This is a genomic window from Rosistilla carotiformis, assembly GCF_007753095.1.
In the GTDB taxonomy this organism is placed as follows: domain Bacteria; phylum Planctomycetota; class Planctomycetia; order Pirellulales; family Pirellulaceae; genus Rosistilla; species Rosistilla carotiformis.
In genome coordinates this window covers 1877288-1889971 of record NZ_CP036348.1, presented here as the reverse complement: position 1 = coordinate 1889971, position 12684 = coordinate 1877288, and the positions used below count along the sequence as shown (strand labels likewise).

Annotated in this window: 8 protein-coding genes; 6 read left to right on the top strand and 2 right to left on the bottom strand. The window is 58.4% G+C overall.

Annotation, left to right across the window (positions count from 1 at the left end):
* Positions 1-404: 404 nt before the first annotated feature.
* Together Poly24_RS07040 and Poly24_RS07035 are read left to right on the top strand one after the other, a co-directional pair.
* On the top strand, positions 405-971 hold the full coding sequence (locus tag Poly24_RS07040; RefSeq protein ID WP_145092465.1) for a hypothetical protein: 567 nt from the start codon (positions 405-407) through the stop codon (positions 969-971).
* A gap of 398 nt (positions 972-1369) precedes the next feature.
* Complete coding sequence (locus Poly24_RS07035) at positions 1370-1975, top strand: Clp protease N-terminal domain-containing protein (RefSeq protein WP_145092462.1); 606 nt, start codon at positions 1370-1372, stop codon at positions 1973-1975.
* On the opposite strand, the gene Poly24_RS07030 is transcribed toward Poly24_RS07035, so the two are convergent.
* The gene (locus Poly24_RS07030; RefSeq protein ID WP_145092459.1) at positions 1972-2412 is read right to left on the bottom strand and encodes a flagellar protein FliS; all 441 of its coding nucleotides are present in this window, start codon (positions 2410-2412) and stop codon (positions 1972-1974) included. The two genes, Poly24_RS07035 and Poly24_RS07030, sit on opposite strands and share 4 nt — an antisense overlap.
* Before the next feature lie 168 nt (positions 2413-2580).
* Positions 2581-3672 carry a redox-regulated ATPase YchF gene (gene ychF / locus Poly24_RS07025; RefSeq protein ID WP_145092455.1) on the bottom strand — a complete coding sequence of 364 codons (1092 nt, stop codon included), beginning with the start codon at positions 3670-3672 and terminating at the stop codon, positions 2581-2583.
* A gap of 169 nt (positions 3673-3841) precedes the next feature.
* Between ychF and Poly24_RS07020 the strand changes: the two genes are divergently transcribed.
* The 4 genes from Poly24_RS07020 (at position 3842) to Poly24_RS07005 (ending at position 12659) form a co-directional block, all read left to right on the top strand.
* On the top strand, positions 3842-4369 hold the full coding sequence (locus Poly24_RS07020; protein WP_145092452.1) for an NUDIX hydrolase: 528 nt from the start codon (positions 3842-3844) through the stop codon (positions 4367-4369).
* 209 nt (positions 4370-4578) lie between these two features.
* Complete coding sequence (locus tag Poly24_RS07015) at positions 4579-9903, top strand: GEVED domain-containing protein (RefSeq protein WP_231753501.1); 5325 nt, start codon at positions 4579-4581, stop codon at positions 9901-9903.
* Between the two features lie 155 nt (positions 9904-10058).
* Positions 10059-11549: a rhamnulokinase gene (locus tag Poly24_RS07010; protein WP_145092446.1), complete on the top strand. Its 1491-nt coding sequence runs from the start codon at positions 10059-10061 to the stop codon at positions 11547-11549.
* An 81-nt stretch (positions 11550-11630) separates the two neighbouring features.
* Positions 11631-12659 (top strand): Gfo/Idh/MocA family protein, encoded by a 1029-nt coding sequence (locus tag Poly24_RS07005; protein WP_145092443.1) that lies wholly within the window; start codon positions 11631-11633, stop codon positions 12657-12659.
* Positions 12660-12684 lie beyond the last annotated feature (25 nt).

Here is a 12684-nt window from a genome sequence, read left to right as displayed (position 1 = left end):
GCGGCGACACGCCATCCCGTGCGCCCCGCATGGCGAAGAGAGGGGCATTGAAATCGATAACTGGATTCTCCGGAAGGAAGCGAAGCGAATAAGAGCAACGGTGCAAACTCTTCCCGCAACCTCATATCTTCGATTCTGTTCAAACGTCCACCGACGCGGGGGTTGTGTGCGAAAACTCACTGAACTCATCGAAAACTCGCACGTATAACCGTTCCCGAGACAAATAATGATTGTCCGAGGCGAACCGGTTGCGTAACATGTTTGCCAGTATTGCGGCCCATCCCACGCAGGTGGCAATTCGCGATCTGGCACCCCGTCAACCGACTGGCTCGCTGGTCAAAAGTCCCACCGGTTCGTGTGATGTCGCATGAACAACCCATCTCTTTCCGTTGAAGGATATTTCGATGAAGAATGTTTCCCTCCTGAGTCTCGCAATTGCATTGGCTTTTGTTGGATCGGTTTCGGCCAAAGACGCGCTTGTCAGCGGTCCACAAGAAGGCGATCGTATCGGCGCGTTTTACGTGACCAAGTGCGCAGGTGCGTCTGACGACGGCGTCGAAGAAGGCAAGAACCTCTGCTATCGCTGCAAGAACGGTTCGCGTCCTCAGGTGATGGTCTTCACGCGATCGACCGATGCCAAAGTGATCGATCTGGTGAAAAAGCTGGACGCAGCTATCGGCAAGAACGAAGACGCACAACTGAAGGCTTTCGTCAACCTGATGGGCGACAGCAAAGAAGACCTGAACGAATCGGCAAAGGACATGGCCGCCAAGACCAAGGCGTCGCACATTCCTTTTGTTGTTCCTAACGAATTCGAAAACGGACCCGACAACTACGGCATCAATGCCAAAGCCGCAGTGACTGTCGTGATGGCTGGCAACGCGCAAGTCAAGGCTAGCTATGCAGTCGCTGACGCCAAGGACTTGGATGTCGATGCGGTTGTCGCCAACTTGAGCAAGATCCTGCAATAAGTTCCGTCAGATCGTATCAACCAATGCACCGCGATGCTTGTCTTCGACAAGCATCGCGTTTTTTATGCGCCGCCATAATCGCGAGCGTCAGCCGCCCCGAGCACCTCATCGGTTGACCGTTTCTCGTCCATCCTGGCTTGCCATTGGCAACGGTTGGCGAATCCCTCGTTGTCGACTATCGGTAGCGCCACCGAAGTCGCACGCTATCTTGCAATGGCCGGCGTCCACGCCGCAGATGCGGACAAAACAACGCTGTGCTCGCCCGCGACCACACGAAGCCTCAGGAGGTCGTGGAACCGGCGGATTCGAGAAAACGGAGATGGACAAACCTTGCCCACGGAAACGCGCAGCGTAGAATTCGCCATACCCTGCTCGATCCCTCTTTCAAAGGTTTTCCCATGGATCATTCTCGACGACGATTCTTTCAAGCGTCCGCACTGGGCACGGCAATGTTCGCGCTATCGAGTTCAGCCGGCCAGGCGTCAAACGGCCGTCGCCTGGCACCGCCACTGGATCTCGATGCTCAACAGTTGTCGGTCGTCAAGCGTTTGAGCAATCGTTCGCTTCGAGCGTTGCGTTTTGCTGTCGACGAAGCCTCGGAGACGCGCAGCGAGATGGTCAGCAGTAGCTTTCTGTTGGTGGGACTGGCCGCCGAAGCGGAGTATTCGGGTGCTGAGTGGCTCCCGAATCTGGGGCTGACGCTGGACGATTTGTGCAACGTTAGCGAACGCTTGCGATCGGGAGCACGGCTGTCCAAACGCTCCACCGGGCGGTTGCCCGTTTCGGAAGCTGCCCGTCGCTGCGTGCGACACGGCATCGCCGAAGCCCACCAAATGGGATACCAAAAAGCGGAACCCGAGCATCTTCTGCTGGGGCTGTTACAGAATCCCGACGTCGATGCGTACGGGCTGCTACATGAAATGTGGATCGAGGCGACAGCACTGGAATCCGCGGCGCTCGCCAGCATGCCTACCTGGGGAAGCGTGCATCACCGCTTTGGCTAAGCGTCAAAACAAATCGATTCCAACGATTCGTCCCCACCAGAACTTTGCGGGACACTGGATCCGGAAATCGTGGTCAACGCAACTTGGTTCCACGTATCGAGTTCGATTTCCAGGACGCGGCTGATATCGACAAGTTTCTCGCGATCGCCATCGACTTCGGCGGACGTCAGCCATTGCAGAAGGAAGACATACATATCGGCGACTTGCTTTGGCAGCGCTTCTTCCGATGGGCGAATCCCCCCCAACAATTCCGTCAGCGCGTCGCGCAGATTCAGGGTCGCTTCGGATTTTCGAACGCCCCCGTCGGTGGTCGCCTGTTCGATCGCAAGATTCGCGTTGCGTAAAGCGAACTCAACGGTCATGCGTCTCAGTTTGGCAGGCGATGCGGTTAACACTTCGGTTTCCATCACATCGTTGCCAGCCCGTCGATAATCCATGTTCGCCCATTCCAATGCTGTAGTAATCCGCGCTTCACGCCTCTCCCTTGGTCGGCAAGCATCTCAATCCAAGGTCACTTTTAATAGTCGCGAAACACAGACTCAGCGCAGCCGACACAACCCGAACATCACGGTTAACTGGGCGTTACAACGGACGCAGGCCACGGATTAAACGTTGAACAAGAAGTGGACGACGTCGCCATCGTTCATCACGTAGCTTTTCCCTTCGACACGCAACTTGCCAGCATTGCGGATCTCCTTCTCGCTCTTGTATTCGACAAGATCTTCGACCGAATAGACCTCTGCGCGGATAAATCCTCGTTCGAAATCGCTGTGGATCACTCCGGCAGCCTGCGGTGCGGTCGCCCCAACCGGAATTGTCCACGCCCGAACCTCTTTCTCACCCGCCGTGAAATAACTGTGCAGGCCAAGGGTTCGGTAGGCTTCGCGGGCCAGTTTTTCTAACGCCGGCTCAGTCAAACCGACTGCGTCCAAGAATTCAGCACGATCTGCGGGTTCCAGCTCGGCAACTTCCGCTTCCACCTTGGCACAAACCGGCACAACGCCTGCGCCGCTTTGCTTGGCGTGCTCGCGGACCTTGGCGACAAGATCGTTTTCGCCGTTGACGTCGTTTTCGTCGACGTTGGCAACGTACAGGATCGGCTTGGCCGTCATCAGTCCGAAACTGCTGACCACCTTGGCTTCCGCTTCGGTCAACGACAGTGTCCGCAGCGGCAATTCTTTGGTGATGTGTTCCAGGTGCTTATTGATCGTGGCAACCAGAAGCTTGGCTTCTTTATCGCCGGTCCGCGCGGTCCGCTCCGCTTTGGGCAATGCGTTTTCCAAAGTCTGGATATCGGCGAGGATCAATTCGGTTTCGATCGTGTCGATGTCCGCCATCGGATCGACATTGCCGGCGACGTGGGTGACGTCGGGATCTTCGAAACAGCGGACGACTTGGATGATCGCATCGACCTGGCGGATGTGGCTGAGGAACTTATTCCCCAAGCCCTCCCCTTCGCTGGCACCTTTAACAATTCCCGCAATATCGACCAGCTTGAGCGCTGCAGGAATGATCTTTTTGGTGTGGATCAAATTGGTGATCGTCTGCAATCGCCCGTCGGGAACGTTGACAATTCCTTCGTTGGGTTCGATCGTGCAAAACGGATAATTTTCGCTTTGGGCCGCTTGTGAACTCGTCAACGCGTTGAACAACGTGCTTTTTCCGACGTTCGGCAAGCCAACAATACCAGCTTCCATAAATGCTCTTCGATGCAATAAAGGTTAAAACGGCGACGCACAAAGGATAAGCGGTTCGATCAAATCGCAAAAGAGCCGCAGTTGTCCCCGCCGCACGGATTCAAACGGCACCCCGTTTCTCGTACCATCGGTGGGGAACCAACCGCCGACCTCAACAGCCGAGCCTTTGATGAACCTTCCGATTACGCAAACCTTCCATTTTTGTCCACGATGCGGAGCCGCGGCGGCTGCGATCGGCGAGGATCCCTTCCGATGTTCCGCTTGCCAGTACACGTTTCACTTTGGCCCCACGGTGGCCGTTGGTGGAATTGTCACCGACTCGCAAGGTCGGGTGCTACTGCTTCGCCGCGCCCGCGATCCGGGCAAGGGAAAGTGGGGCCTGCCCGGCGGTTTTGTCGACAGCGGCGAGACCGGCGAAATGGCGTTGATCCGCGAAATTCAGGAAGAGGTGCGGCTGAACGTCGAATCATTCCAATACCTCACCTCCTTCACCAACAGCTACGAATATCGCGGCTTGATCATTCCGGTCGTCGATCTCTTCTACACCTGCCAAATCGTCGACCTAGATGCGTTGGAAGCCGAACCGAGCGAGGTGCAATCGACCTCGTTCTGCGACCTTGGGCCAGAACACCTCGAAAACATGGCCTTCGAATCGAATCGCCTCGCCCTGCAAACCTTCCTCGAATCGCGAGCCTAATCCCAACTTGGGCCTCTCCGGTCGCTACACATTCGCTAGAGATCGTTTTTTTCCGCACACGACAGTCCGGATTACGACAGTTCCGCCGGGTTGTAACGGCAAATTTGCGGCGAATTGTTAGGCATCGTCGGCTGCGTCAATCAAACTAGATCGGTCTGGCAGAGTGTCTGCCCGCCGCGTTAGTTCGACTGCATTGACGAGTGGAAATTTTGAGGCATTCACGAAAAACCAACTCTTCTCGCCCCTCTGCCAGCGCTCGGCGTCGACGCTTGCGACTGGAGTCGCTCGAATCGCGACGTCTGCTGACAACCTTCCACGTCACCCGAATCGATGACGTCGACGGGCGGGCATGCAGCGAAACTTCCTGCACGCTGCGCGATGCGATTCAGGAAGCGAATGCCAATCCCGGCCACGACACAATCACCTTTGCCTCGGAACTGAGTGCCGAGACACTCGAATTGACGCAGGTCCTCACGGTCACCGACTCGATCACCATCGCCGGTCCCGGCGCCGACCAACTGACGCTCAGTGGCCGCGGCACCAAACAGCTGTTCCAATTCGAAGGGGACGGCAGCCAAGACTTTGTCCTGCAAGACCTCACGCTTGCCAACGGCCGTGCCTTGATTGGCCCCGGCGGCGCAGTTCACTTTGAATCGGGCGATGCCGACCAGGGAACTGGCGATTCATTGCTGCTGCAGGATCTCGTGATTCGCGACAGTCGAGCCCAAGGAGGCGGCGGAGTCTATGCCGAAGGCGGTGTGCTGACCGTCGTCAACACTTCGTTTGTCAACAACACGGCCACAGGCCAGACGGCAACGACCGCCAGCGATGGCGCTGCAATCTTGCGGATCGACGGCGACGGATCGATCACCAACAGCACCTTCTCGAACAACGAAGCCAACGGAGCTGCAGCCGCAGTTTCCATTGTCGCCACGACCGCGGAGCAATCATTCCAAATCACCAGTTCCAGTTTTGTCGACAACGACGCGCGGGCGATTCGTGTCGTCGCCGATGGCGCCGACGCCGTGGCGACAACCGAAGCGAATCTGTTTGCCGGCAACGGCTTCAACACGCTGGGGACCTTCGAAATGGGAGGTGGCAGCGCGACGATCACCTCTCTAGGAAACAACCTCTCGCACGATTCAGCGGCAGGTTGGTTGGGCGCTGACACCGACCAGACCAACGTCGACCCGCTGGTCGCTGCGTTGGACCGAACCACGTTTACTCACAGCCTGCTGCCGGGCAGTCCCGCCATCGACAGCCAAGCGACCGCGGGCGGTGAGATTCCAGATGTCGATCAACTCGGCAACTTCCGCGCGATGGGAACCGGTATCGATATCGGTGCGGTCGAAGTCGCCTTCGACTTTGGCGATGCGCCGACAAGCGATCTGACCGGATTCGATACCAGCTACCCAACCCTCGCCGCCGACAACGGTGCCTACCACGTGGTCGCTGGCCCGCGACTCGGCGCGACCGTCGACAGCGAGCGCGATGGCCAGCCCGAAGGTCTGTCGCGTGGCGACCAAACCTTTATCGACGACGAAAATGGCGTCGCCTTCATCGGCGGACGCTACCAATCTATTGGCGATCCGCTGACGATCGCCATCGATCTGCAGAACGCCGCCGCCACGGGGAACTATCTCGATGCCTGGGTCGATTGGAATCGCAACGGCAGTTGGGACGATGCGGGCGAACAGTTTGCTGTCAGCATGAACCTAGGCGTTGCCGACGGATCGACGATCATCGAACTGCCATTGCCCGACGACTTCACGCCCGGCGCCGCCCACTTCCGATTTCGCGTCAGCACCGCCGGCGGCCTGACACCTGCAGGCATGGCGGCCGATGGCGAGGTGGAAGATTATTCGCTGATCTTTGTCCCCGACGACTTCCAACCGATCGTCGATACGCTGGTCGATGAGAGCGATGGCGATCTGAGTGTTGGCGACATCAGCTTGCGTGAAGCGATCGAATACACAAACCAATTCGGCGGCAGCGCAGCGATTCAGATCGCCGATTCGCTCGCTGGCGAGACGATCGATCTCACGCTCGGATCGCTGCCCATCCGGCGTTCGACGACGATCAACGGTCCCGTCTCGGGAGCGCTCACGATCGACGCGGCCGAACGATCGCGGATCTTCGATGTGGAAAGCGTCGACCTCGCCCTAACCGATCTCAACCTAACCGGTGGACAGACCGAACCAGGCGAAGCAGGGGCTGCGATCCTATTTGAGTCCTCCGGCGAATTGCATATCGAACGCTCGGCGATCACAGACAATGTCGCCGACGGTCCCGGCGGTGCGATCTCTGCGACCGGCGGCCGGATCACCATCATCGACAGTATCCTTTCGGACAATCAATCCGCTGGCGATGGAGCCGCGGTCTACGCCTCCGACGGCGCCGAATTGACGATCGTCCGCAGTTCGCTGAACGACAACACCGCCGCGGGTTCCGGTGGCGCCGTGGCTGTGGACCAGAGCCAATTGACGATCCTCCATTCCACCATCGCTCGAAATCACTCCGATCAGCAAGGAGGCGGCGTCTATCTGAGCAGCCGCTTTGGCGTCGGTGACGGCAGCCAGATCATTGGCACGACGATCTCCGGAAACACCGCCACCGTTGCAGCTGGCGGACTGATCAACGATGGCGGGCTGCTGTCGATCGATTCAAGCACGATCACCAACAACGAAGCGGCTGGTCTCGGCGACGGATTGGTCTCTCGCGGCGAACAGAACACGCGCACCGAACTGCGATCGTCGATCGTCGCGGGCAACGGCGATTCGAATCTCGACGTCACCGGCGCAAGCGATACGCGAACCAACAGCTTCCGCAGCGACGGCTACAACGTTTTTGGCCCCGGCAACGCCAGCGATGCCGCGGGTGAATTGGACACATCCGACGTCATCGATCCGCTGCTGGCACCGCTAGGATTTTATGGCGGCGCGATCGAGATCCATCCCCTGCTGCAAGACAGTCCCGCCCTGGATGCCGGTCGCGGCAGCACCACCGCCGACCGATACGACCTGGATCGCGATGGCGACACGAGCGAGAACATCCCTGTCGACGCGCGAGGCGTGCCGCGACAGATCGATCTGCAAGGGATCGACAACCGCGGCGATGGCGTCGACGCTGGCGCGGTGGAGATGATCGGCCTACATCTTTCCGACGCGGCGGCAAACGAAACCGACGGGACCCTCGATTTTGTCGCTCAATTGAGCCACGCGCTGCCCAACGGCAGCACAGCGGAACTGCAAGCCCTCACGCTCCGCGGCACCGCCGCCCCCGACGTCGATTACCGTTCGCTGTGGAGCGTGCCGGTTTCGTTGACAGCCAGCGGAGACCTTTCCACCATCGTATCAGTCGAATTGATCGACGATGCGTTGATCGAAAACGAGGAACAATTCGAACTGCGGCTGACAGCCTCGCCCGATGTCATCCTGACCCGCGACCACGCCACCGGCACCATCGTCAGCGACGATGTCGCCGGGCTGCTGCTATCCAAAACCAGCCTCGTCGCCAGCGAATCGGGCCGCGCCGATTCGCTATCGGTCGCCCTGACCGCTCAGCCACTGGAAGACGTCGTGATCGACCTCGGTTTAGACCGCGACGACGAAGCTCAACTCGATCGCCAACAACTGGTCTTCACTCCCGACAACTGGAACCTCCCGCAGACCGTCGTCGTTACGGCGAAGAACGACCAACGGATCGACGGATCGCAAATCACGCAACTGATCCTTACGGTAGGACCAAGTTCCGATCCGCAGTTCACGTCGCTGGCACCAGAATCGGTCGCGATCGCAACCACCGATAACGACGTCGCTGGGATCACTGTCGAACCGCTGCGGATGCTGCAGACGACCGAAGCGGGGAAGACGGCAACGTTCACTGTTCGGTTGGACGCGTTGCCGGCGTCGGATGTTACGATCGCATTGTCCAGCAGCAATCTCAACGAAGCGACGATCGATACGCCAACGCTTCGCTTCACTCCCGAAAACGGAACCACTCCGCAAACCGTCACGATCACGGGAGTCGACGATTCGCTGATCGATGGCAACGTGGAACTGACGATCGTGATCGCTGCGGCGACCAGCGACGATCCGAACTTCGATGGGCTGAACGCTGCCGACGTTGAACTGATCAATCTCGACGACGAGCGATTGGACTACGGCGATGCTCCCGATTCGATCTATCCGACATCGCTGGAAAGCGACGGAGCCCGTCATGGGGCGAGCGATTTATTCATGGGAGACGGGATCAATTTCGAGCCGTTTGCAATCGCCAACTCCGCAGCCGATAGCGACCTCGATGACGGCGTGCACCCCATCACTAGCTTTGTTGCCGCAAGCGATTCCGATTCGGTGGCATCGGTGATCGTTGTAAGCAGTGGCGAAGGTCAGTTGGATGCCTGGATCGACTTCAACCAAGATGGTGATTGGGATGATCCGGGCGAACAGATCGCTGCCGCTTTGCCCCTGAATTCTGGCGAGAATATCGTCCCTGTCACGATTCCTGCCGGCGCATCGAGCGGCGGCAGTTTCGCCCGCTTCCGACTCAGCAGTTCCGGCGGCCTTTCACCCACGGGGCAAGCCGGCGATGGCGAAGTCGAAGATTACCAATTTCATATTGCTTCGGCCGACGATACCCTGTCGGTCTTTATCAAGACTGTCAACCATTCCACCCAGGTCGACATAATCGATGGCCAGACGGTCGTCCGAAGCGGCGAGATGGAGCTGTTCCGAGCACCGCTGCCTCCTGGATCGGCAATCGATTTTCAGTTCACCAGCGGTGACGATTATTTTGACACGGCCGACCTCTGGTCGCTTGGTATCGATGTTTGGATCGATACCCAAATGGGTACCGATACGATTCGCTTCCGCCCCGGTGAAGGCACCTTCGATATCGGCGACCTGGAGGGGGATTTAGGGAACATCGAAGCGATCGACTTGACAGGCAATGGATCGCAATCGGTATTGATCAGCCCGACGTCGGTGCTCGAGATGGCCGGATCGGACGACTCGCTTAAGCTATTTTTGGATCCCGACGACGTCTTCGCCAGCATGGATCAATGGACGCTTGTCGGCAACGTACCAATCGACGGCCAATACTATGAGGAGTGGCAAGGCGCAGGGGCGGCGACGCTATTGGTCAACTACGACGGCAACAACGGATGGACCTACGGATCCGATCCGCTGGACGTCAACGCTTCGGGAGAGATCACCGCATTGGACGCTTTGATCATCATCAACGAGCTATCGCGGCGGCAATTCGTTGATGACGACAACCGCTTGGTCGATCGCGCGACACTCGATGAGTTTCCCGGATTCTTCTACGACACCAATCGCGACGGCCATCTGTCGCCGATCGACGCGCTGATCATTCTCAATGCACTGAGCCGCGCCGATACGAACGTAGAATCGGAGCAACCGATTGCCTACGCATCGCCCGCCGATCTTGATCGGCTACGGAAAGCTCGGACCGCAAGCAGCGAAGAACAGCAGGCGTTGGATTCGACAGGGCTCGATGGGGCTCCACGCTAGCGGCTGCCACGAGCTTACAGAACGCGGCTGCCGATTGGTCGCAGTCGGCCGGAATGTCGGCCGTAAAAGCTGCGTCCGGTTGACTTTCGGGCAGCGGGCGGTCACATTTTTCGGTTGGTAGATCCCTCAAATCATCGATCGAACGAAGGAAACGTATGGCATCGGCACCTGTGCATTTAGCGGTGGACCTTGGCGCATCGAGCGGTCGGGTACTGGCTGGCTGCATCGAGGAGGGACAACTGAAGCTTTCCGAGCTGCATCGGTTTGCCAATGACCCGGTCCACGTCCAGGGTCGGATGTACTGGAATCTGCTGGGGCTGTGGCAAGAGATTCGCAAAGGGCTTTCGCTGGCCGCCGCCAGCGAGGCCAAAGTCCTTTCGGTGGGCGTCGATACCTGGGGCGTCGACTACGTTTTCTTGGATGCCAACGGCGATCTGATCGGTCCGGGCTACCACTACCGCGACGCGCGAACGCGCGGCATGTTCCCCAAGGCGTTTGAACGCGTCGCTCGCGAAGAGATCTTCGCCGAGACGGGGCTGCAATTCATGGAGCTCAACACGGCCTATCAGCTGTTGGCGGCGCGGCTGGAGAATTCGCCCGTCCTCGACATCGCCCACCAGATGTTGATGATCCCCGACTTCTTCCACTGGCTGCTGACCGGCAAAGCGGCGATCGAATACACCAACGCAACGACGACACAGCTGTATAACACTCAACAGCAAGGTTGGTCGCAAAAGCTGCTGAAAGCGTTCGATCTGCCAACGCGTGTCTTCAGCGACGTCGTGCAACCAGGGACCGTCTTGGGCCCGATTCTCGGCGGCCAAGGTGGCGTCCCCGGACTCGAAGGCGTCCCCGTTGTCCTGCCAGCGACTCACGATACCGGATCGGCTGTCGTCGCCGTACCCGCGGACAACTTCGCACCGGCTCAGCCCGATTGGTGCTACATCAGCAGCGGCACCTGGTCGTTGATGGGCTGCGAGATTCCCGAACCGCTGATCAACGATCGCTGTGCCGAATTGAACTTCACCAACGAGGGTGGCGTTCAAGGGAGCACGCGGTTGCTGAAGAACATCGGCGGGTTGTGGATCTTCCAACAGATCAAAGCCTCGCTAGAACGACGCGGTCAAACGCTGGACTGGCCCAGCATGGTTCAAGCGGCTGCCGACGCGAAGCCGTTCCAATTACTGATCGATCCCGACTGCCCCGACTTCGCAGCCCCGGCCTGCATGGTCGATGCGATCGCCGCATTTGCAAACCGAACCGGACAACCATCCGCCGCCGACAACGGCGTCCTTTTCCGAGGTGCCTTGGAAGGGCTGGCGCTCCGTTACCGGACCTGCCTCGGCTGGCTCGAATCGCTAACGGGAACAACGATCAACACGATCCATATCTTGGGTGGCGGAGCCCAAAACGCGTTGCTGTGCCAGATGACAGCGGATGCTTGTCGCCGCCGCGTGCTAGCCGGTCCGGTCGAAGCGACGGCGATCGGCAACATCGTCATGCAGATGGTTGGACTGGGGCAAATCGGCTCGATCCAAGAAGGACGCCAATTGATTCGCGACAGTTTCCAACCCGTCGTCTACGAACCGCAAGATCCTGATCCATGGGATGCTGCAGCCGAGCGGTTTGAAAAACTGGACGCTTGATTTTATCGGCTGCCTACCGCCTTTACCCACGTCGTTTCATCGACGGTTTCCTCAGTTAATCAACTTCGGAGTTAACATATTATGCGTGCAGGAATCGCAGGCATCGGCTTTATGGGCTGGATCCATTACCTCGCCTATCAACGCGCCACCGGTGCCGAACTGGTTGCCTTTTGCACGCGTGATCCGCAGCGACGCGGCGGCGACTGGACCGGCATCCAAGGCAACTTTGGACCTCCCGGCAAACAGATCGATGTCAGCGACCTATCGGTCTACGAAACGCTGGACGAGATGTTGGAGAACGATTCGATCGATCTGATCGACATCTGCCTGCCGGTTCATCTGCATGTCGATGCGGTCCGCAAGTGCCTGGAAGCTGGCAAGCACGTGTTGTGCGAAAAGCCGTTGGCGCTGAACGCCGACGATGCCGCGAGCCTGGTCGCACTGGCCGAATCGAAGGGCTTGCACCTGATGGTCGCTCACGTTTTGGCTTACCTGCCCGAGTTCCGTCTGCTGGTCGACGCGCAGCAATCGGGAAAATACGGCAAGTGCTTGGGTGGCCGCTTCAAACGCGTGATCGGTCCGGTCGACTGGAACCCCGATTTCTACAATCCAGAAAAAGTGGGCGGTCCGTTGATCGACCTGCATGTTCACGACGCCCACTTGCTGCGTCTGTTGTTTGGGATGCCCAAGGAAGTCATCAGCCGAGGCCGGATGCGTGGCGAGACCGCTTCGTATTTTGAATCGATGATGACCTACGACGATCCCGATGTGATCGTTTCGGTTGGTGGCGGCACGATCGACCAACACGGCCGCCCGTTCACGCACGGATACGAAGTTCATTTCGAACGGGCGACGATTCAATTTGAGTTCGCCGGCTTCGACGACGGCACCGAATTGATGCCAGTGAAGATCATCCACGAAGGCGGAAAGATCGAGCGGCCCGAATTGGGATCGGGAGATCCTGCCGACGCGTTTGTGATCGAAGTTCAGACGGCTGCCGATGTGCTGGCGGGGAAAGATCCCGGGGCGTTGGCGGGCCAGTTGGCTGCCGATGCGCTGCAGATCTGCGAACTGGAACTAAAATCGATCAAGAGCAATAACAGCGTTTAAAGCTCGGATTCTCTTGCGTTTTACA